The following is a 22,134-nucleotide window of genomic DNA, read 5'->3' as shown; positions in this document are numbered from 1 at the left end:
ACACGGACCGGCAAACAACGGCCGCCCCGGTTGCCCAGGGCGGCCAGAACCGGGGGTTACGCGCCGAACGCTTCAGCCGTGAGACGGTCGATGAACGCGTCCCACTGGCCTATGGAGAAGGCGAGTTGTGATCCGTGGCGGTTCTTGGAGTCCCGTACGTGGACGGTGTCGGTGGTGGCGGCCACCTCGACGCACATGCCGCCCTCACCGCTGCTGTAGCTGCTCTTGAACCACGACAGTTCGATGTCGTTGTTGTTCACGTTTCTCCCCGCAGTTTCTCGATGAAGTCCAGCGACTCCCGTGGAGTGAGAGCCTGGGCCCTGATGATCCCGTAGCGCTGTTCGAGCGTGCGGACCGCTTTGCGATCCGTCAGCAATCTGCTGATGTCCTGGGCCTCTACGTAGGCCATCATCTGGCGCCCTTTGGGCTCCAGCAAGGCAAAGGGGCCGCCCGCTCCGGCGTGCTCTTCCAGTCCCGTCGGCATGACTTGAAGATCTACATTTCGCATCCGGCCGATGTGCAGCAGATGTTCCAACTGTGCGCGCATCACCGGTGTTCCGCCGCACGGTCGGCGCAACACCGCCTCCTCGGTCACGAAGCTCATGATGGGCGGCGGTTGCCGAGTGATGAGTTCCTGCCGGGCCAAACGGGCGGTGACCCGCTGCTCGATGGTCTCCTCACCCAGCATCGGGCGTTGCATCGTGAAGACAGCGCGGGCGTAATCGCCGGTCTGGAGCAACCCGTTGATCACCTGGTTCTCGTACGCGTGGAACTCGACCGCCTGCGCCTCCAGCCGTGCCGCGCCCCGGAAGAACGCCGGGAGCTGAACGTTGGCGACTTCCTCCCTGGCGGCCCGCAGCACCCCGAATGCCTCCAGCGCCTCGTCCGCCGCGTCCAGAAAATCCGGCTGTGGCACCCGACGTCCCTGTTCGACCGAGGAGACCTGCTCCTCGCTGTACCCGATCACCTCACCCAACTGCGCCTGTGTGAGCCGCGCTCGTTCGCGGAAGAGCTTCACCTGCCTGCCGATGCACTTGACGATGTCACCCGCCATGACCCACCCACCTCCTTGCGCGAGAACGCGCCCCTTCCCCTCGGCGTCACGGCGGTCCTCCCGTACGGGCACCGAGCGTGCCCGTACTGCGACCTTGCGTACCCGCCGCCGGTCTGGTCAGGCTAGGCGCGCTTCGCCACGCTCGGTGACGTGAATGGCAAAAATCCCCCTAGCGGTAGGTTCGAGATGTTCTTCACCTCTTCCCGGCGCGGTGCCCGGCTCGCCCGGCGCATCGTCGTCCGCAGATTGGAGGAGTGGGGCATCCCCCGCGACAGTGATGCCTCGCAGAGCCTCGCGCTGATCGCGGGGGAACTCGCGGCGAACGCCGTGAGTCATGGACACGTGCCCGGTCGGCACTTTCATCTGCGGCTCAGCGTTCAGCCGCCGCCCGGTCCCGATGGCCGTCGGGCCTCCGCCTCGGCCCGTATCGAGGTGTCCGACGCCCGCGACGAGCGGCGCCCCGTGGTCCGTGAGCACGGTGACGACGACGCGGAGGGAGGGCGCGGGCTGCTGCTCGTGGCCGCGCTGGCCTCGAAGTGGGGGGTGGCCGAGCGGGGCGTCGGTAAGACGGTGTGGTGCGAATACGCTCTCGCGTCCGAGGAGTGCCGGTCGTGGCAGGTCACGGGAGACACCGGAGCCGGCGATGCGCGATGATGGAGGCACAGACGAGCAGGTTCGCCGTGGTGAAGGAGCGTCGGCCGTGGAGTACGGACGTCTACGGGACATCGCGGAGCGGCTCGCCGAGCACGCCCCGGACCCGTTCCGGGGCTATGAGATCAGTGGTGACGAGATCGTCATGATGATGTCGCGCTCGCGTCCGCACGAGTTCATCCGCTCTGCGTATCCGCCAGCAGCTTGACCGGCAAATCCCGTCTTTTCTGGTCGCTCACACGGGCGGTGAGGTGGAAGATGCCTCTCTTGGGAAACTTCGGCGCCCTGACCTGATCGTCGTTCCAGACGCGGTGTTTGCAGAGAACACGATGGCGCCGTTCCATCCTCGAGATGTCGCTTTGGTCGCCGAAATCGTCTCGCCGTCGAATCACTCCACCGACCATGTCGAGAAGATGCACGACTACCCGGCGATGGGCATCCCTCTCTATCTTCTCGTCGATCCACGGAAGGGCACGATCGCGGCCCTGTCCGATCCGGGTCCCGGGCTTGGTGGTGAGGGCCCCCGTTACCGCACCCGCAGCGATTACGCCTTTGGCGACGAGGTGACCATCGGTGGCTGGACCCTCGCCACCACGGACCTGCGGACCTATCCCGAGGACCGCTGATCGCCTGTCGGCGGCCAGCGGCCGCTCGCCAACTCGGCGAGCAGTCGGGTCTTGTCGGCGTGCACTGACTCGTCCGCGAACTCCACCCGCGCATACCCCAGATCCGTACCATCGGAGGCCCTGGCCAGCCTGCCATCCCGCAACTGCCAGGCGGCAATGCGCACGCGCTTAAACCGGAAGTCGGCATGCGCGGCCCCGAGCGCGCGGGCGCGGGCGAGCGCCGCTCGGCGAGCGCCCGCAGGGGCAGCGTGAGGAAGGACGCCCAGACGCCCCGGGGCTTGAGACTTTCGGGTGCGGCGTGCGCCGGGGGCTATTTTCTCAGCCTGGCGACCTGGCTCGTCAGTAGCGGTCGGCGCTCGGAGAGTGTGATCAATCTCCGGAAACCCACAGGTATCCACGCCTTTTGATCACCGCGTGAATGAGGTCTGTTAGACCGGCTCCAGCCGGTTTCACGCTGGGCACTGAATTCGAGATCTCCTCAATCTCACCGAGAAGCTGGCGCATCTGAACAATGTTGAACATGGTGTCCCCGTACTCGAAAACGCAGTGCAATTGTCCACCTTCAGTTGCGAAGGGGAGAAGGCTGGTCAGCCAAATGCCTGGTTCGGGTCCTGCGTACGAGCGATCATGTACCTGATTCTCGACATAAACGTCTAGCCCCATGTGAACCTCTTGTCTCTTGGCTTCCTGGCGTGTGCAAATAGGGTAATAGTTGCGCGATTCAGTTCAATTAACCTGCAACACCCTAACTCACCGGCTTAGGTATCGGGTGCATCGTTATCACGCCGCCGTATTTATCTTGAACCACTCGATACCATGTAGTCGGAAGTCCTCCCGAATCCTGTGAGAGATTTCCAATAACGCGCCCTGCGTCAACGTCGCGCTCGTAAAATCCCCTGGCGTTCGGGCCGTGTGCTTCTGCTGTGCTGGATGCCTCGACCAGCTCATCAAGGTCAATATCGTTGTTGAACAGACTTTTCGTTTTTGTTACGTTCTCCCCGCCGGGCATGTGCTTACCGCGAATGTACTCTTCCGACTCATCGTCAAGCCCTGGAGAACACGCGTTAAGGCCTAGGGGGTCTAGCCAACCGAAGGGATTAGCTACGTACGCCACTGGATTAGGAGACGGATCCAACCCCAGCGGGTCCGGTGAGGCGTAGCGCGCCGTTTCCGGGTCGTAGTGGCGGAAGTAGTTGTAGTGGAGGCCGGTTTCCGGGTCGGCGTACTGGCCGGGGAAGCGTAAGGGGCAGTCGGCCGATCCGGGTGGGGCGGGGAGGGGGGTGCCCCAGAGGGTGGTGCGGTGTTGCCAGGCGAGGGTGCCGTCGGGGGTGACCAGTTCGGTGGGGGTGCCGACGAGGTCGGTGATGATGGCGTGGAAGCGGGCGTCGTATTCCGATTGGGGGGTTGTGTCGGTCAGGCGGCGGAGGGTCGGTGATGCTTCCTCCACCGGCTCACGTGGCGTGCGGTGCTCGGTTTGAGTCAGCGGGCGGTGGGTGTCTGGGGCGTAGTCCCAGGTCAGGGTCGTGCCCTCGGCCGTCGTCCGTTCCGCCAGCCTCGTGCCGTCCCAGGCGAAGTCCACCGCTTCGGCGACGGTGCCGTCCTCTGCCAGCCGCTGCTTGGCGGTGCGGCGGCCCAGCGGGTCGTACAGGTAGTGCCAGCGTTCGCCGTCCGGTGTCGTCGCGTCGGTGAGGCGGTCTTCGGGGCTCCAGGTGTAGGTCCAGGTGCGGGTCTGGCCGTTCAGGAGTTTGCGAGTGCGGCGGACGAGGCGGCCCTGGGCGTCGTGTTCGTAGGTCGTGCGGCCCGCTCGGTGGATCACTGTGCCGGTGAACTCCCGGTTCCCGGGGGATGCGTGGTCAGGGGCCGTGGCCTGCGTCAGGTTGCCCGCCGCGTCGTAGGCGTAGGTCTCCGTCCAGCCGTGGGCGTGGACCGCCGTTACGCGGCCGACCGGGTCGAGGTCGAAGCGGCGGGTCCCGGACGTCAACTCGCGGATCTCGGTGAGGTGGTCGTCCGGGCGGTAGGCGTACGCCCGGTGCTGGATCAGGGCGTTGGCCGGGCCGGTGACGGTCTGGCCCGTCATGCGGTCCAGCGCGTCCCACGCCTGGGTCAGGCTTACGTCGTCCCCGAAGGTGCGGGACGTTTCCCGCCCCGCCGCGTCGTAGGCGAAGCGCAGGGAGTTGTCTGCCGTGGTGAGGGACATCGGGCGGCCGACCGCGTCGTACGTCCACGCCGACCGCAGGCCGCTCGGGGCGATCCGCTCGGTGCGGTTGCCCACCGCGTCGTATCCGTACGCCGTCGTGCGACGACCGCCCACCGTCTCGGTCAGGACGCGCCCTCGGGCGTCATACGTGCGGCTCAGCTCCGTGTCCGGGTTCGCCGCCCGCGTCAGGCGGCCCGCCGCGTCGTACGCGAACGTCGTCTCCGCGCCGTCCGCCGTGCGCGTCGAGACCGTGCGGCCCAGCACGTCGCGCGTGTACGCCAGGGCTTCACCCGCACCGTTCTCCCGGGATATCAGGCGGCCCGCCGCGTCGTGCTCGTACGACAGCGTGCGGCCGTTGAAGTCCGTTTCGGAGATGACCTGGCCCGACCCGTCATACGTGTACGTCCACGTCCGGCCCTGCGGGTTCGTCACCGCCGTCAGGCGCAGCTCGGTGTCGTAGGCGAAGGCGTACTCCGCCCCGTCCGGGTCCGTCCGCGTCGCCGGGAGGTCGAAGTGGGTGTGGGTGTGGCGGGTGGTGTTGCCCGCCGGGTCGGTGTGTTCGGTGAGGTTGCCCTCGGCGTCCCAGGTCCAGGTCTCGCGGCTGCCGTCCGGCCGGGTGCGCCAGGCGGGCTTGCCCTCGATCGTCCAGCCCTGGCGGGTGACATGGCCCAGGGGATCGGTGACCCGGGTGATGCGGCCATGGGTGCCCCGGCGGACGGTGGTCGTGTTGCCCAAGGCATCGGTGACCTCGACCGGGAGGCCCGCCGCGTCGCACACGACCCGGGTGGTGTGGCCCAGCGGGTCGACGACCGAGGTCAGGTTCCCCGACTCGTCATACGCGTAGTGCGTCTCCGCGCCCATGGGGTCCGTCGTCCGGACGCGGTTGCCCCGCTCGTCGTACGCGTGGCGCCACACCGCGCCATCCGGTTCGCACACCTCCAGCGGCCAGCCGTCCCCGTCGTACGTGGCCGTGGCCGCCGTGCCGTCCGGGCGGTCGACGCGTATCAGGTTGCCGGAGTCGTCGTACGCGTAGCGCGTGGTGTGGCCCAGCGGGTCGGTCACCGACAGCGGCAGGCGGCGCGTCTCCGGATCCCACTCGGTGTGGGTGGTGCGGCCCAACGCGTCGGTGCGGGACACCGCCCGGTACGCCTCGTCGAAGACGTACGTGATGCGGTGGCCGAGCGAGTCGGTGTAGACGGTGGTGCGGGACGCCTCGTCGTAGTGGAAGCGGCCGGTCATCATGTCGTCCGAGCCGATGGTGCGCAGCACCCGGCCCCGGTGGTCGTAGACGTACCCGAAGCTGGTGCCGTTGCGGTCGGTCCATGAGGTGACGCGGTGCTGGTCGTCGTAGGTGAACCGCATCGGCTCGTCGGCGGAGTTGAAGACCTCGGTCAGGTCGCCCGCGCCGTTGTAGCCGAAGGAGACCAGCGTGGTGCCCTCCTCGGCGTCGCCGACGCCCAGGAGCCGCAGCCCGGTGATGCGCGCGAGCTCCGGATCGGTGTCGATCGCGATGCGATACCCGCCGGAGTGCGCCACCTCGCGCGGGGTGCCGTCCTCGTCGTAGGTGAACGTGATGGACCGGCCATTGCGGTCCTCGATCACCTCGAGAGGGAGCTCATTGCCGTTGCCGCCCAGCGGGGTGAAGTGCAGCGTGCGGCCCCGCTCGGGAATCTCGATCCGCATCGTGCCGCCCGCCGCGCCGTCCCAGCGCAGCGGCCAGCGCGGGCCCCGCGCCGGAAACGTGTCCTCCCCGGGCGTCGGCACCCCGTAGCGCAGCACCATGCCGTCGGCCGTGACGAACACGATCCCGTCCGCGTCCAGCTCCAGCCGCTGGTCGAGCGTGGCCGCCCAGGTGCGGCCGAACCAGCCGCCGCAGGTGTGCCCGGAGACGAAGGTGCGCTCCAGCACCAGGGGGAGCGCCCCGGGGAGGGACACGTCCGTGACCGGCATGACCATCTCGCCGGTGGCGACGTCGACCGGGTCGTCCTCGCAGTCCCTGTCGCGCGTATGCCGGTCGTGCGTCCCCTCGCTGTCCGCCCGGCCGGACGCCTCGCCGTCCCGGCCCAGGGCCCTCTTGCGGAGCGCCAGCCGCTGCGCGGCGGTCTGGCCCGTCCGGAGCTCCTTGCGCAGCGCGCTCGCGCCGCCCGTGGCCAGGGCCAGCAGCAGCGACGGGGTGATCTCGCCCGCCGCGCGCAGCGGGTCCTTGGACCACAGGTCCCAGTTCGTGACCGCCTTGGCGAACTCCTTGGGGTGCTGGGCGGCGTACGCCGCGCCGTCCGCCATGCCGGCCAGCTGCATCGCCAGGCCCTCGCCGTCGCCCTTGGCGATCGAGGCGGGGATCTCGCCCAGGCCCAGGATGCCGTGGTGGACCTTCCACAGCCCGTCCTTGAAGCTGTCCCCGACCTTCTGCCAATTGCTCGGCTTGTCGGGGGCCTTCTCCGCCGCCTTGTCGATCTTCTTCTTCGACGCGTCGACGACCAGCTGCAACTCCTCGATCAGCTTGTCCAGCCGACCGACGCACGACTCCATCGCGGCGATGCCCGGATCGGTCTCCGAAGGCCGGTCCGGCAACTGCTCGTCGCCGCGCTTCACCGCGTCGTTGTACGTCTCGACCTTCGTGTTGTGCGCCTTGGACGCCGCCCGTGCCGCGTCCGCGTCCTCGATGATCGGCTCACAGCGCTTCTGCACCGACCGCAGCTTGGTCGCGTACGCCGCCAGCGCGCTCGCCGCTTGGGTGAACTGGTCGTGGCCCGAGGTCAGTTCCTTCGGCAGCCGGTCGACCGACTTACGGAACTCGCTCGCGCCCTTGCCCGACCAGTCCGCCAGCTCCAGCGGCCTGAGCTTGTCCTTGCCGTCCTGGAAGGCGCCCGCGTAGGCGCGCAGCTCCAGCACCAGGTCGTCGATGTCGTCCGGATCGCCGGGGATCAGGTCCTTGGGCTTGGCGTCCACCGGTATCCGAATCTGCGGGGTCCGCCCCGCGTCCGGATCGCCCATCAGGACTCGTCCTCGTACTCACTCAGCAGCTTGCGCGAGAACTTCGACAACCCCGTCTCCTCCGGGCGCTTCTCCATCTCGGGCGCGCCCACGTGCTCCCAGGACCACTTGCTCGCCGCGCCCCCCGAGGGGAGCTTGGCCATGTTCTCGTCCGAGGGCCAGAAGTCCTTCACCCGCAGCAGATCCGCCAGCATGTATCCGGCCACCGCCTCGTACAGCCGCTCCACGACCGCATCCGCGTGATCGGCCAGTTCCCCCATGCCGAAGCCCCACTCCTTGAGGAATCCCTTGCCGGATTCCAGGAGTTCGGGCGCGCCGCAGTGCTGGAGGTAGCCCGTCAGCTTCTCCTGGCCGTTCTTCACGGCGCGGGCCCCGACGACCGACTCCTCCAGCGGGGCGATCAGGCCCTTTACGGAGGCGATCTCGATCTTGTAGCCGTCGGCGCCTTCGTTTCCGCCGTATTTGCCGTGTTCGCCGCCCTCGCTGGGGGCGCGGTTCGCATTCCGCGCGTCAGGATCCGCCACCGTCGGCCCCCTCGCCCTCGCCGTGGCCTTCCGCTTCCTGGTCCTCCGCGTCGCGCAGCGTCCGTGCGTCCAGCAGGAAGGGGCGCTCACCCAGCGGATCCACCAACGCACGTACGCCCTCGGGCAGCAGGTCCACCAGGTCCTCGGCCGTCGTGGACGCCCAGCCGCATGCCCCCGCGAAGAGCGCGAGCCCTTCGAGTGAGGTGAAGACCGGCACGAGCGGGCCGCCGTCGGTGGTCTCCGAGACCAGGAAGCCCGGGTCCTCCGGGCGCTGGAAGTACAGCCGCGCCGTTCGCAGCGCGGCCCACTTCTCGTGCTCCGTCATCCGCGCGGCGGTCTCCTGGCGGACGAGGTCTGCCAGCGTCATTTTGCCGCCCTGACCAGGCGGCTTTCCGTCCCCTCCCCCAAACATGAGGGTCATCTTCGCACGGGTGACCGACACCTTCCGTAATCGACGCGCCGCTCCTCGCGGTCGCCGGCCCGATGCGTTCCAGGGCGTCGACGGCGTCCGCTGTGCGCTAGCCCTCCGTTTCCGCGCCCGCGGGGTCGTCCGCGCCCGCGTGTTCGGCGGTGGCACGTACGAGGTTCTGCTCCAGGTGCTCCAGGGTGTGCAGGGCCGCGGCGCTTTCGTCGTCCGAGAGGCCCGCCGTCGAGATCTCCTCGAGCCGGCTCCAGACCCGCTCCACCTCGCGGCGCAGCGCGTGGCTGGCCGCGGTGGGCTCGATGAGCGAGGCGCGCTTGTCGGTGGGGGAGGGGCGACGGCGGACGAAGCCGGCCTGTTCCAGGCGCCGGACGGTACGGGTCATGGTGGCGGCGTCGGAGTCCATCAGCCGCACCAGGTCGGCCTGGCGCTGGGGGCCGAGTTCCCACAGGTGCATCATCACCAGCTCCTGGCCCGGGTGCAGGCCGATGCGGCGCAGCAGCTGTCCCGCGAACATGCGGTGCAGGCGGGCCAGGCGAAAGATCGCATGGCTGACCGGCCCGCCTCTGGCGGCGCCCGGCAGCGGGACGGTGGCCTCCTGCCCCATCCCCACGGCGCTGTTCCCGGCCTCCGGCACGGACTGCGTCATCGCGTGCTCGCCCTTCCTGCTTTGGTCACCTTGATGCTCGGACAGGTACCAGCTTAGCGCTGCGATATGCGCTCCGGTTGTGCCGTACGCACCGCCTGCTGCCTGTCCGAATCGCTCGACAGTGACATGGATCACGGTCGACCGGGAATGCGGCACCGCGATTTACTTGTTCGGACAGTTAATGGTGTGATGGGCGCCAGGGCCCCATCCGCATCCGCAACGCCTACCTGACCGAACAGCCGAACCGCGAAAGAAGGAGAGAGAGCATGACCACCCACACCGACAAGCGGACCATTCTGGTCCTGGGCGCGACCGGCAACCAGGGCGGCTCCGTCGCCCGCGAGCTGCTGCGCCGGGGCCACCCGGTGCGCGGGCTGACCCGCGACCCGCGCTCGGCGAAGGCACAGGATCTGGCCGCGGCGGGCGCCGAGGTCGTCGCGGGCGACCTCGACGACCCGCGGTCGCTGGACGCCGCGTTCCGCGGTGTGTACGGGGTCTACAGCGTGCAGACCTTCATGGGGCCCGGCGGGATCGAGGCCGAGGAGCGGCAGGGCCGCGCGGTCGCCGAAGCCGCGGCACGGGCCGAGGTGGCACACCTCGTCTACGGCTCGGTCGGCGGCGCCGAGCGCGACCCCGGAGTCCCGCACTTCGACAGCAAGGCCCGCATCGAGAAGCACATCACCGGCCTCGGACTGCCCGCGACCATGCTGCGCCCGACCTACTTCATCAACAATTTCGCCTTCATGGGCCCCGCCCGCGACGCGGACGGGCTCGTGCTCGGCCTGGCCCTGAAGCCCGGGACGGCGCTGCAGATGATCGCCCCCGAGGACATCGGCCTGTTCGCCGCCGACGCCTTCGACGACCCTGAGGAGTACATCGGCAGTCGGCTCGAGCTGGCCTCCGAGGAGCTCACGGGTCCGCAGATGGCGGAGGTGTTCGAGAAGGTCTCGGGCATCCCCACCCGCTTCCAGGAGCAGGATCTCGATCGGCTGCGGCGGGCCAGCTCCGAAATGGGCGCCATGTTCGCCTGGTTCAACGACCACGGCTACCGGGCGGACATCCCCGCCCTGCGCGCTCGGCACCCCGAGCTGACCACCCTGGAGACCTGGGCCCGCCGGTCATGGACCGCCCCCGCCGCCCAGTAGCCCAGGGCTCCGGCCATCCCGGCGGACCCGGGGCGGCCGGTCCGGGTCCGGCGCGCCGTGAGGGCCCGCGGTCACCGGGTTTCTGTAGGAAGTCGACAGGGAGGGACACACGCCCCTGTGGGTGCCCGATTCCTCCTCAGGGGCCTCGGACCGATAGTTTGCGGGGGTAGGAGTCGGCGCGCGCTGTGCATCGTCCCGGCACGTCACATCGACGGACGCCGAAGGACATCGACGGACGTCGAAGGACAACGACGGACAACGACGGACGCCGACGGACGCCGACAGACATCGACAGCCGTCGACAAAGATCGACAAGAGAAGGTGGTCCCTTGAGCCGCTCGGTTCTCGTCACCGGAGGCAACCGCGGCATCGGCCTCGCCATCGCCCGTGCCTTCGCCGATGCTGGCGACAAGGTCGCCATCACCTACCGGTCCGGCGAGCCGCCGGCCGACCTGCTCGCGGTCAAGTGCGACATCACCGAGCCGGAGCTGGTCGAGCAGGCGTACAAGGAGATCGAGGAGAAGCACGGCGCGGTCGAGGTCCTGGTGGCCAACGCCGGGGTCACCCGCGACCAGCTGCTGATGCGGATGTCCGAGGAGGACTTCGCCACCGTCCTCGAGACCAACCTCACCGGCACGTTCCGCGTGGTCAAGCGGGCCAACCGGGGGATGCTGCGGGCCCGTAAGGGGCGCGTGGTGCTGATCTCGTCGGTCGTCGGGCTGATGGGTTCGGCCGGTCAGGCGAACTATGCCGCGTCCAAGGCGGGCCTGGTGGGCTTCGCCCGCTCCCTCGCCCGTGAGCTGGGCTCGCGCAACATCACCGTCAATGTGGTCGCGCCCGGTTTCGTCGACACGGACATGACGCGCGCGCTCAGCGACGACCAGCGCGAGAACATCGTGAAGCAGGTACCGCTCGCGCGTTACGCGCAGCCCGAGGAGATCGCCGCCTCGGTCCGCTTCCTGGCCTCCGACGAGGCCGCGTACATCACTGGAGCCGTCATCCCCGTCGACGGCGGATTGGGCATGGGTCACTGAACGTCATGAGTGGAATTCTCGCCGGTAAGCGCATCCTGGTCACGGGCGTCATCACCGAGGCGTCCATCGCCTTCCACGCCGCCAAGCTGGCCCAGGAGGAGGGCGCCGAGGTCATCCTCACCGGCTTCGGCCGGGTCTCCCTCGTCGAGCGGATCGCCAAGCGGCTGCCCAAGCCCGCCCCGGTCATCGAGCTGGACGTGCAGAACCAGGAGCAGCTGGACGGCCTGGCCGACAAGGTGCGCGAGCACCTGGGCGAGGGTGTCGACCTCGACGGCGTGGTGCACTCCATCGCCTTCGGGCCGCAGGGCGCGTTCAACTTCCTCGAGGGCAGCTGGGAGGACGTCGGCACCGCCGTGCACGTCTCGGCCTACTCCCTCAAGGCGCTCACCATGGCGTGCCTGCCGGTGATGCCGCGCGGCGGCTCGATCGTCGGCCTGACCTTCGACGCCCAGTTCGCCTGGCCGAAGTACGACTGGATGGGCGTGGCCAAGGCCGCGCTGGAGTCCACCAGCCGCTACCTCGCCCGCGACCTCGGCGAGAAGAACGTGCGCTGCAACCTGGTCTCCGCCGGGCCGATCAAGTCCATGGCCGCGAAGTCCATCCCCGGCTTCGAGGAGCTCGCGGACGTGTGGAACCACCGGGCCCCGATCGGCTGGGACCTGACCGACCCGGAGCCGGCCGGCCGCGGCGTCGTCGCCCTGCTGTCCGACTGGTTCCCGCGCACCACGGGCGAGATCGTGCATGTCGACGGCGGTGTGCACATGATGGGTGCCTGAGCCCACGGCGTTTCCGCGCGACGGCCGCCGTCCCGCCCCCGCGAACCGGGGGCCGGGGCGGCGGCCGTTCCGTATGCGCGTTCACCCGTTCGGGGGAACAGGACGCGCGTCCGGGTGGTGGGCACCCGCACTGTGGAGTCATACGACGAACCGACTCACCGGAGCGCCAGCGCCAGCGGCACGGCCGAGGAGGTCCCGCATGCGTACGACCCGCCGTGTCGCGGCCGCGCTGCTGCTCCTCGCCACGGTGGGTCTGGTCATCGCCGCCTCCAGCTCCGCCGCCCAGGAACGGCCCAAGAGGCGCGAGGCCGCCTGCAGTACCTCGGTGCGCGGCTCGCACGCCACGGCGAGCTGCTTCAACCCCAACCCCAACGCGGACCGGGTGCAGCTGCATGTCGAATGCGCCCGCTGGTGGGACCCGGACATGGACGCCCGCCCGGTGGAGGTCGGCCCGGCCCAGCACGTGGACCTCGCCGAGCGCTGCTGGAAGGAGATACGGAAGGCGTGGGTGAGCCACCACCGCTGAGCGCCGGGCCCCCGCTCCCGAAGGCTGCCGCCTGCCTTGGCGGGCGCCTTGGTCGGCCGCCGGTCGCTCGGCGTCCGCCGGTCGCTCAGCGCGCGCGGAAACGGCAGCCGAACGGGTGGGTGCTGGCCTCGGCCGCCGCTTGTTCCCCGTCCCCCTCCCGGATCGCCTCCACCAGCCGTCCGTGGTCCACATACGTGTCCGGGCCCATCCCGCTGCCCACGTCCGCGCGCAGGAAATCCCGTACGACCGCGCCCAGATCCGCGTACAGCTCCGCCAGCACATCGTTGTGCGAGGCGGCGACGACCGCCATGTGCAAGGTGGCGTCCGCCTCGACAAACGCGTCCGGGTCACCCGCCTCCCAGGCCCGCTCGCGCCGGTCCAGCTGCGCGTCCAGCTGCTTGAGGTCCTGTTCGGTGCGGCGCTCCGCGGCGAGCTGGGCCGCCTTGGTCTCCAGGGCGCTGCGCAGCTCGGCCACATGACGGGGGTCGGCGGCGGCGAAGCGGCGGTGCATCACCCCGGCCAGTTCGCTGGTCGCCAGCACATAGGTGCCCGAGCCCTGGCGGATGTCCAGCAGCCCGTTGTGCGCGAGGGCGCGTACGGCCTCCCGCACGGTGTTGCGCGCGACCCCCAGCTGCTCGACCAGCTCGGGCTCGGTGGGGATCCGCGAGCCCACCGGCCATTCGCCCGAGGTGATCTGGGCGCGCAGCTGGGCGATCACCTGGTCGGCGAGGGCGGAGCGCCGGGGCGAGGTCAGCGGCATGACTCTCCTGTGCATGGGGCGGCTGTGGCCCGAGGTGAACGAACGCGTCGAACGGGCCCTTCCATGATGCCGTCAGGCCGTTACCGGGCGGTCGCTCGCCACTGGACGGGCATTCATCCCATCATTCTATGATGGTCGGCATGCACACGCCCCCGTCTGACGATCTCGCGACGCTCGACACCGCCGACTCCGCGCCCCGCCCGGCGGAACCGGGAGGCCCGCGCCGCGCCGCCTCGCCTTGGCGAGGCCGCGTCATGGCGGCAGGGCTCATCCTCGCCGCGCTCAATCTCCGCCCCGCCGTCACCAGTCTCGGCCCGCTGCTCGAAGAGGTCCGCGCCGACCTGGGGATGAGCGGCACCGTCGCCGGTGTGCTCACCTCCGTGCCCGCGGCGTGTTTCGCGCTCTTCGGGTTCACCGCACCCCGGCTGGCCCGGCGCTGGGGGCCGGTGGCCATCGTCTGCGCCGGGCTCGCCGCCATCGCCGCCGGTCTGCTGCTGCGCCCCCTGGCCGGCGGGACCGTGGCCTTCCTGGCGGCCAGCGCGCTCGCCCTGGCCGGGATCGCGGTGAGCAACGTCCTGATGCCGGTGATCGTCAAGCGCTGGTTCCCGGACCGGGTCGGCTCGATGACCGGGCTGTACTCGATGGGCCTGTCACTGGGCACCGCCGCCTCCGCGGCGGTCACCGTGCCGATGACCGACGCGCTGGGCGGCTCCTGGCGGACCGGGCTCGGGGCGTGGGCGCTGCTCGCCGCGGTGGCGCTGGTGGCGTGGCTGTTCCTCGCCCGCGACCGTACGAGCGGTGCGAGGGCGGACGGCGCCGAGGCGACTCGTACGGAGGCGACCGGTACCGGGACGGCCGGTACCGGGACGGCCGGTATCGACGCGGGCCGTACGGACGCGGACGCACCGGCCACGCACGAGAGCGTCGCCGAGGCCGACGCCCCGGCCGACGGGCCCGCGATCCGCATCACCCGCAGCCCCCTCGCCTGGGCCATGGCCGTCTTCTTCGGCTTCCAGGCCACCGCCGCGTACATCTCCATGGGCTGGATGCCGCAGATCTTCCGGGACGCGGGAGTCTCCGCCTCCACCTCCGGATTGCTGCTGGCCGTGATGATGGCGATGGGCGTGCCGCTCGCCTTCGTCCTGCCGCGGATCGCCGCCCGGCTGCGGCACCAGGGCGTCCTGGTCGTCATCCTCGGCGTCTTCGGCCTCACCGGTTACGCCGGGCTGTGGCTGGCCCCGGCCGGCGGCGCCTGGGCCTGGGCCCTGCTGCTCGGCATCGCCAACTGCGCCTTCCCGCTCGCCCTCACCATGATCGGCATGCGGACGAGGACCCACGCGGGCGTGGTCCGGCTGTCGGCCTTCGCGCAGTCCGTCGGCTATCTGCTGTCCATCCCGGGCCCGCTGCTGGTCGGCGTGCTCTACCAGCACAGCGGCGGCTGGGGACAGCCCATCGCGCTGATGGCCGGGTTCATGGTGCCGCAGATCATCGCGGGCGTGCTGGCCGGACGCGACCGCACCCTCGAGGACGAGCGCTGATCGGGGTCGCGTACGCGCGCTGATCCGTGTCCGCGCGGGCTGATCCGTGTCGCGAGTGCGGGCTGATCCGTGTCGCGTGCGAGGGCTGCTCGGGGTCGCGTACGGGGGATGGGAGACTGGTGCCATGCCAGTGCTCGATGAGAACCCCCCGGACGGCCAGAAGAAGCTCCTCATCATCCTCGGCGTGATGCTCGGCATCACCGTGGTCGTCGGCGTGATCGCCACCCTCGCCTCGCCCTGACCCGGGGCGGGGGACCGGATGGTGGGGCTGGCCCCACCATCCCCTAGGGGGCTGGGCTCAGGGGTAAGTGGGTGGCTCACCGGATGGGAGCCGCCCCGCCCGCTCCGTACCGTCGAACCATCGACACGTTCGGCGACCCGGAGGCGATCCCATGTCCGCCCGCACCCGTACCCGGCCCGCACATCCGGTGGACAGTGGCATGGACGTCCGGCTGCCGTGGTGGGCCGTCGTGCTCCCGACCGTGGCCTTCGCGGCGCTGCTGCTTCTGCTCACCGGGCCCACCGACGCCCATGCCGAGAGCGGCGTCTCCGGACCGGTCTCGCAGGTCGTGGAGTTGCTGCACCGGACGTTCGGGGACGCGACACCGTGACCACCGTAGGCGGTGGTGATCAGCCGTGTCCGCCATATCGCGGGTGTGCTCACGTTTGACGAGGTCGTTCCAACACCCTGCGCCTCGTGCACCGATTCATGCGAAGCTGGGACGCATGAGCGTCGATGTGCCCCGCAGGATTGTCCTCCTTCGACACGCCAAGGCCGATTGGCCCCAGGTGGCCGACCATGAGCGTCCGCTCGCGGACCGCGGCCGCAATGACGCCCCGCTCGCCGGGCGCCGGATCGCGGAGGCCGGTCTCACCCCCGAACTCACCCTCTGCTCCACCGCGCTGCGCACCCGTGAGACCTGGAAGCTGGTGGTCCACGAGTTGCCGCACCGCCCCAAGACCGTCTACGAGGAGCGGTTGTACGACGCCCCGGTCGGTCAGCTCATCGAGGTGATCAATGAGACCGCGGACGATGTCACCGATCTGCTGGTCGTCGGCCACAACCCCGGGATGCACGGCCTCGCCGACGCATTGGCGGGCGAGGCCGACGAGGGCGCCAGGGAGTGGATGGAGCGTGGTGCCTTCCCCACCTCCGCGTTCGCCGTCGTGACCTTCAACGGCTCGTGGAAGTCGGTCGAGATCGGCTGCGGGCGCCTCGCCAGCTTCTGGGCGCCCCACGAGTGATTGCCGATTCCCGGGATTCCTGGGATTCCCCGGTGATCTCCCGGGTGTGATCGCAGCGCACCGGCCCCCGCCCCGCCGTCGTACGGGGAGTGGGGGCCGGTGCGCGTTCCGGGCCGGGATCCGTCAGCCCTGGGTCCGTCAGTCCACGTGCGCGTCCGCCGCCTCGACCTCTTCGCGGGTCACGCCCAGCAGATACAGCACCGTGTCGAGGAACGGCACGTTCACGGCGGTGTGCGCGGCCTCCCGGACCACCGGCTTGGCGTTGAAGGCGACGCCCAGCCCGGCCGCGTTCAGCATGTCCAGGTCGTTGGCCCCGTCGCCGATCGCGACGGTCTGCACCAGCGGCACCCCGGCCTCGGCCGCGAAGCGCCGCAGCAGCCGGGCCTTGCCCGCCCGGTCCACCACCTCGCCGACCACCCGGCCGGTCAGCTTGCCGTCCACGACCTCCAGGGTGTTGGCGGAGGCGAAGTCCAGCCCCAGCCGCTCCTTGAGATCGTCGGTGACCTGCGTAAAGCCACCGGAGACCACGCCCACCTGATAGCCGAGACGCTTCAGGGTGCGGATCAGCGTACGGGCGCCGGGCGTGAGCCGGACCTCGGCGCGCACCTTCTCCACCACGGACTCGTCGATCCCCGCCAGCAGCGCGACCCGCGCGTGCAGCGACTGCTCGAAGTCCAGCTCACCGCGCATCGCCCGCGCCGTGACCTCGGCGACCTCGGCCTCACAGCCCGCATGGGCGGCGAAGAGCTCGATCACCTCGTCCTGGATCAGGGTGGAGTCCACGTCCATGACCACCAGGCGCTGCGCCCGGCGCTGCAGCCCCGACGACACCACGGCCACATCGACGCCGATGTCGGCGGCCTCGATGGCCAGCGCGGTGCGCAGCGGCTCCGTCTCGGCGCCGGACACCTCGAACTCCACGGCCGTCACCGGATACTTCGCCAGCCGGAAGATCCGGTCGATGTTGCCCCCGGTGCCGGTGATCCGGGAGGCGATGGCGGCGGTCGACTCGGCGGTCAGCGGATTCCCCAGCACGGTCACATGCGACCGGCCGGTGCCACGCGGCCGGTTGTCGCCCCGGCCGGAAATGATCTCGGCCTGGAGCCGCATCGACTCCGCCCAGCTGTGCACGGTGGCCCGCAGATCGCCCTCGGCGCCGTCGGCTTTCGGGGCCGTGACCAGGACGCACAGCACGATGCGGCCCCGGGTGACGACCTGCTCTATGTCCACTATGTGCACGCCGTAGGCGGCGAGGGTGTCGCAGAGCCCGGCGGTGATACCGGGGCGGTCCTTGCCGAAGATCTTGACAAGGAGGGTGGGGGCATCGTCGTCGTCCGGGACGGCGGTGACAGGGGGGATCCGCGATGTGCTCATGGTCTTCCCACCGTATCCGGCCCTTCCCGCGGCGCGCGCGGCAGCCCGCACCGTGGACGGCCGCCTGAGGCGGAACGTTTATGTCCCGGTCGCCGCGGCGTCACCCCTCGCATGATCGGCGGCTTCATGCGCCACGTCCGCCGTCGCGCCCTTCGCCCTCCTCGCCGCGCTCCGCGCCTCCCTCGCGCCCTTCGCCCCCGCCTCCGCGCTCCGCGCCTCCCTCGCGCCCTTCGCCCTAGCCATGACCCCCGCCTCCGTCCTCCTCGTCGTCCCGCCGCCCGACGACCGCCCCGTCGTCCCGCCGCGCGAGCGCCGCGGCCCGGCGGCCCGCCGCGCCCGTGGCCCATGCCGCGAGGGCCCCGGCCGCCCCCGCCGCGGCGCCCCACCCCGCGCCCAGCGCACACGCCGGCGGAGCGTTTCCGTACAGCTCGATCCCCGCCCCGAAGGCGTCGAAGCCGAGCACGGACAGGCTCGCCCCCGCCGAGACCCGGGTCAGCCACACCAGCAGCGGCAGCGCGAGCGCGGTCACCACGCCCAGCCGCAGCGCACACCACCCCGCGAAGGCGAACGGCCGGGCGCTCCCCATGGGCGTACGGGCCGCGGTGAGCACCCCGGCGGCGAGCATCAGCAGCACACTCGCGACCACCAGAAGCCAGACCCGGCCGTCGAACTCGGCCAGCCGCCCCACCGTGAGCGGCTCCCCGCCCGGCCCGGCGAGCAGATCGTCCACGGGATCGGGCAGCACCTGCCGCAGCGCACCGCTCGCCCTGCCGTACCAGGGCACGAACAGCCCCAGCGGTACGCCGATCCACACCCCGTTGGGGGCGCCGAGCAGCGCCGACCCGAGCACCAGCCCCGGATGGTCGTCCCCGACCGCCGCGTAGATCCCGGCCACCAGACCCGCGCCGACCGCCAGCACCAGCACCCCGCACAGCGCGGACACCGCCGGCCGGACCGTGCGGTGCAGCGCCTGCCCGCCGGGCGGCAGCGGGGTACGGCGCGAGGCAAGCAGCGCGAGCAGCAGGACGGCGACGACCCACACCGCGCCGCCCAGCAGCGAGCGGCCGGCCGCCACGGTGAAGCCGACGGACGCCTTGGCGTCGACGAGCTCGGCCAGCCGGTCCGGCAGCAGCCCGGCGCCGATGTCCGCGATATCGCCGAGCTGCTCGGGGAGCCGGCTGAGCAAATCGTGCTCGGTGCGCTGTCTGCCGAGGCCGGGCAGGGCGAGCGTGGCGCCGTCGATCGTGACCGTATCGTTGCCCACCCAGGTCAGCCCGGCGAGCAGCAGCAGGAAGAGCAGGGCCACGGGGCCCGCGCGCACGGCGAGTTCGGCCCGGCCGATCACCGCCCCCGCGGCCCGCAGCGACCGTACGAACAGCCACCCCAGCAGCAGCGCACCGACCAGGCTCACCCCGAGTGGCGCGATATCGATGGCGGCGCGGGCCTGGGCGCCCTTCAGCCCGAAGACGCCCACATCCCCGGACGGGGTGACGGAACCGCCGACCGCCAGCACCGTCGCCGCGGCGGTCATCGGCCCGAGCGCCCCCGCACGGTCGGCGCCGATCAGATGCAGGCCGAGCGCGGCGATCCCCACCATGGCCAGAAACGCCCAGCTCACCGTCGCGATCGCGGCGAGCAGCGCGGACCCCCAGGGCACTCGTCCGCCACCGCTCGCGCTCATATCGCCGACTCCCGATCGTCGCGAGTTGCCCGGATTCACCATGATCCGCACTATCCATCAGTGCTTACCACTTTCCGAGGGCCTTTCGGATGACTCAATGACGCCCGAGTTGCGGTCTTGTCAAAGCCCGACTTCCGGTGAAGGGACTGAGCCTGAAATAGTTCCTCAGGATGTTCGCCATCCCTAGACTCCCTCTGTCAGGGGGGTAACTCGGGGACAACTAGTGGGGCATGGAGTGCCGGAACTCGTACTGGAATTGAACGGACAGACCTGGACACTTGATCCGTCCAGGTCGTACAGCCTGGGGCGTGACCCACAGGGCGACATGGTGCTGGACGACGCCAGGGTCTCCTGGCGGCATGCCACGGTGCGCTGGGGTGGGCGCAGTTGGGTCATCGAGGATCAGGGCTCCACCAACGGCACCTATGTGCAGGGCCGGAGAATCCAACAGGTGGAAATCGGCCCTGGTTCGGCCGTCCATCTCGGCAATGCCACCGATGGCCCTCGGCTCAGCGTCTCCGGCGGCGGGGCCTCGATGGGCGCCGCGGGCGCGTACGGCCAGCAGGCGGCGATGGGCATGCCCCAGCAGGCCCAGCAGCCCCCCGCCCAGCAGCAGCCGCAGCAGCCGCAGCCCGGTCCCGGCTGGCCGCAGCAGGGTGCGCCACAGGGCGGGCCGCAGCAGGGTGCGCCGCAGCCTCAAGGCTGGCCGCAGCCCCAGGCCCCGCACCAGCAGCAGCCGTTCATCCCGCAGCAGCAGGCGCCCCATCAGCAGCCGCAGCACCAGCAGGCACCCCAGCCTCCGCAGCAGCAGCCCCAGGCCCCGCAGAACAACCTCGCGCAGAACGTTCCCGGCACCGGCCCCTCCGGCCCGGTCGGCGGCGCGCCCGCCCAGGGCGACCGCAGCCCGACCACCTTCCATCAGCTGGCCGCCGGCCGGGTGATGCGCATCGGTCGTGCGCTGGAGAACGAGCTGGTCGTCTCCGATCTGCAGGTCTCGCGCCACCACGCCGAGTTCCGGGCGCTGCCCGACGGCCGCTTCGAGATACGTGACCTCGGCAGCCACAACGGCACCTATGTCAACGGTCAGCCGGTCCGGCAGCAGATCATCGGCCCCACCGACACCGTCGGCGTCGGTCACTCCACCTTCCGGCTGGTCGGCGACCGCCTCGAGGAGTTCGTCGACACCGGTGAGGTCTCCTTCTCGGCCCGCCATCTGACGGTGACGGTCGACGGCGGCAAGCAGATCCTCAAGGACGTCTCCTTCGGCGTCCCGGAGAAGTCCCTGGTCGCGGTCATCGGCCCGTCCGGCTCCGGTAAGTCCACGCTGCTGAAGGCGCTCACCGGCTACCGCCCGGCCAACCAGGGCGATGTCCTCTACGACAACCGGAACCTCTACAAGCAGTTCGCCGAGCTGCGCCAGCGCATCGGTCTGGTGCCCCAGGACGACATCCTGCACAAGGAGCTGACCGTCCAGAAGGCCCTGCGCTACGCCGCCAAGCTCCGCTTCCCCGGTGACACCGCCGAGGCCGAGCGCGAGGCCCGGATCGACGAGGTGCTGCGCGAGCTCAAGCTGGACATCCACCGGGAGAAGAAGGTCACCGCCCTCTCCGGCGGTCAGCGCAAGCGGGTCTCCGTTGCGCTGGAGCTGCTCACCAAGCCGTCGCTGATCTTCCTGGACGAGCCGACCTCCGGTCTCGACCCGGGCATGGACCGCGATGTCATGCAGCTGCTGCGCGGTCTCGCCGACGACGGCCGCACCGTGCTGGTGGTCACCCACTCGGTCGCCGAGCTGGCGCTGTGCGACAAGCTCCTGGTGATGGCGCCGGGCGGCTCGGTGGCCTACTTCGGCCCGCCGGACGAGGCGCTCAACTTCTTCGGCTACGACAGCTGGGCGGATGTCTTCTCGTCGTTCGAGAACTACCGCGACTACGACTGGGCGGGCCGCTGGCGCGGTTCGCAGCACTACCAGATGTACGCGGCGGACCTCGACTCCGTCGCCCCCCAGTCCGTCCATGTCCAGGCGCCGCCGACCCGGATGCAGAAGCCACAGAGCTGGGGCTCGCAGCTGTGGACGCTGATCCGCCGCTATCTGTCGGTGATCGGCTCCGACAAGGGCTTCATGGGACTGATGGTGATCCTGCCCGCCGTGCTGGGCTCGGTGAGCGTTGTCATCCCGGCGAAGTTCGGCCTTCAGCTGGCCCCGAAGGGCAGTTTCAACCAGGCCGCCGGGACGGTTCTGCTGATTCTCGTGGTCGGTATGTGCTTCACCGGCGCGGCCAATTCCGTACGAGAATTGATCAAGGAACGGGTCATCTACGAACGGGAACGGGCAGTCGGCCTGTCCCGCTCCGCGTATCTGATGTCCAAGGTGATCGTGCTGGGTGTGATCACCGCCTGCCAGGGCGTCATCATCTCGGCCATCGGGCTCTCGACGCGCAAGCTGCCCGCGGAGGGCCTGCTGATGCCGCCGGCCGCCGAGCTCTGCCTGGCCGTCATCGCGATCGGCTTCACCTCGATGATGGTCGGCCTGGTCATCTCGTCCCTGGTGAAGACCGCCGAGAAGACCATGCCGCTGCTGGTCATGTTCGCGATCGTCCAGGTCGTCTTCACCGGCGTGCTGTTCAAGATCTACGGATCGTTCGGTGTGGAGCAGTTCGCCTGGCTGATGCCGTCCCGCTGGGCGGTCGGCGCGGCCGGTGCCACGCTGGACCTGGGCCCGGGCGTCGGCCACATGATGGCGCCGTGGGACAGCAAGAAGCCCCTGGACACCGACCCGCTGTGGGAGCACACCACGACCCAGTGGGGCATCGACATCATCGTGCTGATCGCCCTCGGCATCGCCTGCGGCTTCGTGGTCGCGCGGCTGCTGCGCCGCCATGAGCCGGAGGTCATGCGCAAGTAGCCGTAGGCCCCCGGTGGTCATGCGCAAGTAGCCGTAG

At 70.2% G+C, this 22,134-nt stretch carries 21 protein-coding genes and 1 pseudogene; 12 read left to right on the top strand and 10 right to left on the bottom strand.

Annotated features, from left to right (window positions below; translation table 11 throughout):
* Positions 1-56 precede the first annotated feature (56 nt).
* Both BLV72_RS06135 and BLV72_RS06130 read right to left on the bottom strand, forming a co-directional pair.
* The gene (locus tag BLV72_RS06135; protein WP_107417369.1) at positions 57-260 is read right to left on the bottom strand and encodes a DUF397 domain-containing protein; all 204 of its coding nucleotides are present in this window, start codon (positions 258-260) and stop codon (positions 57-59) included.
* On the bottom strand, positions 257-1,054 hold the full coding sequence (locus tag BLV72_RS06130) for a helix-turn-helix domain-containing protein (protein WP_093460792.1): 798 nt from the start codon (positions 1,052-1,054) through the stop codon (positions 257-259). The genes BLV72_RS06135 and BLV72_RS06130 overlap by 4 nt, the downstream gene beginning before the upstream one ends.
* A 186-nt stretch (positions 1,055-1,240) precedes the next feature.
* On the opposite strand from BLV72_RS06130, the gene BLV72_RS06125 reads away from it, so the two are divergent.
* From BLV72_RS06125 to BLV72_RS06120, 3 genes are read left to right on the top strand one after another with little or no spacing between them, the layout of a single operon-like run.
* Entirely contained in the window at positions 1,241-1,708 is a 468-nt protein-coding gene (locus BLV72_RS06125) for an ATP-binding protein (RefSeq protein WP_093460790.1), read from the top strand.
* Positions 1,709-1,754: 46 nt separating this feature from the next.
* Positions 1,755-1,913 (top strand): hypothetical protein, encoded by a 159-nt coding sequence (locus tag BLV72_RS47815; protein WP_167746322.1) that lies wholly within the window; start codon positions 1,755-1,757, stop codon positions 1,911-1,913.
* A 43-nt stretch (positions 1,914-1,956) separates the two neighbouring features.
* A complete protein-coding gene (locus tag BLV72_RS06120; RefSeq protein ID WP_167746321.1) occupies positions 1,957-2,331 on the top strand; it encodes a Uma2 family endonuclease in 375 nt (124 codons plus the stop codon).
* A gap of 89 nt (positions 2,332-2,420) precedes the next feature.
* Here BLV72_RS06120 and BLV72_RS51925 read toward each other — a convergent pair.
* From BLV72_RS51925 to BLV72_RS06095, 5 genes and pseudogenes are all read right to left on the bottom strand, one after another.
* Positions 2,421-2,578, bottom strand: a pseudogene (locus BLV72_RS51925) (TldD/PmbA family protein); the annotation flags it as partial.
* A gap of 498 nt (positions 2,579-3,076) precedes the next feature.
* Positions 3,077-7,522: a putative T7SS-secreted protein gene (locus tag BLV72_RS06110; protein ID WP_244320677.1), complete on the bottom strand. Its 4,446-nt coding sequence runs from the start codon at positions 7,520-7,522 to the stop codon at positions 3,077-3,079.
* On the bottom strand, positions 7,522-8,046 hold the full coding sequence (locus tag BLV72_RS06105; RefSeq protein ID WP_093460789.1) for a hypothetical protein: 525 nt from the start codon (positions 8,044-8,046) through the stop codon (positions 7,522-7,524). Before BLV72_RS06105 ends, BLV72_RS06110 begins: the two co-directional genes overlap by 1 nt.
* Complete coding sequence (locus tag BLV72_RS06100) at positions 8,033-8,413, bottom strand: SseB family protein (protein ID WP_093460787.1); 381 nt, start codon at positions 8,411-8,413, stop codon at positions 8,033-8,035. The genes BLV72_RS06105 and BLV72_RS06100 overlap by 14 nt, the downstream gene beginning before the upstream one ends.
* Positions 8,414-8,564: 151 nt before the next feature.
* On the bottom strand, positions 8,565-9,116 hold the full coding sequence (locus BLV72_RS06095) for a MarR family winged helix-turn-helix transcriptional regulator (protein ID WP_244320676.1): 552 nt from the start codon (positions 9,114-9,116) through the stop codon (positions 8,565-8,567).
* A 266-nt stretch (positions 9,117-9,382) separates the two neighbouring features.
* On the opposite strand from BLV72_RS06095, the gene BLV72_RS06090 reads away from it, so the two are divergent.
* The 4 genes from BLV72_RS06090 (at position 9,383) to BLV72_RS06075 (ending at position 12,597) form a co-directional block, all read left to right on the top strand.
* Entirely contained in the window at positions 9,383-10,261 is an 879-nt protein-coding gene (locus tag BLV72_RS06090) for an NmrA/HSCARG family protein (protein WP_093460786.1), read from the top strand.
* A 329-nt stretch (positions 10,262-10,590) separates the two neighbouring features.
* Positions 10,591-11,295 (top strand): 3-oxoacyl-[acyl-carrier-protein] reductase, encoded by a 705-nt coding sequence (gene fabG, locus BLV72_RS06085; protein WP_093460784.1) that lies wholly within the window; start codon positions 10,591-10,593, stop codon positions 11,293-11,295.
* Positions 11,296-11,300: 5 nt separating this feature from the next.
* On the top strand, positions 11,301-12,071 hold the full coding sequence (fabI, locus tag BLV72_RS06080; protein ID WP_093460783.1) for an enoyl-ACP reductase FabI: 771 nt from the start codon (positions 11,301-11,303) through the stop codon (positions 12,069-12,071).
* Positions 12,072-12,270: 199 nt separating this feature from the next.
* Positions 12,271-12,597 (top strand): hypothetical protein, encoded by a 327-nt coding sequence (locus tag BLV72_RS06075; RefSeq protein ID WP_059147103.1) that lies wholly within the window; start codon positions 12,271-12,273, stop codon positions 12,595-12,597.
* 85 nt (positions 12,598-12,682) lie between these two features.
* On the opposite strand, the gene BLV72_RS06070 is transcribed toward BLV72_RS06075, so the two are convergent.
* Complete coding sequence (locus tag BLV72_RS06070) at positions 12,683-13,357, bottom strand: FadR/GntR family transcriptional regulator (protein ID WP_093460781.1); 675 nt, start codon at positions 13,355-13,357, stop codon at positions 12,683-12,685.
* Between the two features lie 140 nt (positions 13,358-13,497).
* On the opposite strand from BLV72_RS06070, the gene BLV72_RS06065 reads away from it, so the two are divergent.
* The 4 genes from BLV72_RS06065 (at position 13,498) to BLV72_RS06055 (ending at position 16,140) form a co-directional block, all read left to right on the top strand.
* Positions 13,498-14,895: a CynX/NimT family MFS transporter gene (locus BLV72_RS06065; protein WP_425288355.1), complete on the top strand. Its 1,398-nt coding sequence runs from the start codon at positions 13,498-13,500 to the stop codon at positions 14,893-14,895.
* Between the two features lie 124 nt (positions 14,896-15,019).
* Positions 15,020-15,136, top strand: a complete 117-nt coding sequence (locus BLV72_RS51015; RefSeq protein WP_014059746.1) for an SGM_5486 family transporter-associated protein — start codon at positions 15,020-15,022, stop codon at positions 15,134-15,136.
* A 151-nt stretch (positions 15,137-15,287) separates the two neighbouring features.
* Positions 15,288-15,506, top strand: coding sequence for a hypothetical protein (locus BLV72_RS06060; protein WP_093460780.1), 219 nt, complete (start codon positions 15,288-15,290; stop codon positions 15,504-15,506).
* A 115-nt stretch (positions 15,507-15,621) separates the two neighbouring features.
* On the top strand, positions 15,622-16,140 hold the full coding sequence (locus BLV72_RS06055) for a SixA phosphatase family protein (protein WP_093460778.1): 519 nt from the start codon (positions 15,622-15,624) through the stop codon (positions 16,138-16,140).
* Between the two features lie 138 nt (positions 16,141-16,278).
* Here the strand turns inward: BLV72_RS06055 and serB are convergent, their stop codons facing one another.
* Together serB and BLV72_RS06045 are read right to left on the bottom strand one after the other, a co-directional pair.
* A complete protein-coding gene (serB, locus tag BLV72_RS06050; protein WP_093460777.1) occupies positions 16,279-17,514 on the bottom strand; it encodes a phosphoserine phosphatase SerB in 1,236 nt (411 codons plus the stop codon).
* Positions 17,515-17,749: 235 nt separating this feature from the next.
* Positions 17,750-19,195: a streptophobe family protein gene (locus tag BLV72_RS06045; RefSeq protein WP_093460775.1), complete on the bottom strand. Its 1,446-nt coding sequence runs from the start codon at positions 19,193-19,195 to the stop codon at positions 17,750-17,752.
* A gap of 223 nt (positions 19,196-19,418) precedes the next feature.
* On the opposite strand from BLV72_RS06045, the gene BLV72_RS06040 reads away from it, so the two are divergent.
* Positions 19,419-22,097 (top strand): FHA domain-containing protein, encoded by a 2,679-nt coding sequence (locus BLV72_RS06040; RefSeq protein WP_093460774.1) that lies wholly within the window; start codon positions 19,419-19,421, stop codon positions 22,095-22,097.
* The last annotated feature ends 37 nt before the right edge of the window (positions 22,098-22,134 follow it).

The organism is Streptomyces melanosporofaciens, assembly GCF_900105695.1.
In the GTDB taxonomy this organism is placed as follows: domain Bacteria; phylum Actinomycetota; class Actinomycetes; order Streptomycetales; family Streptomycetaceae; genus Streptomyces; species Streptomyces antimycoticus.
This window is presented reverse-complemented; position numbering and strand designations above follow the sequence as displayed.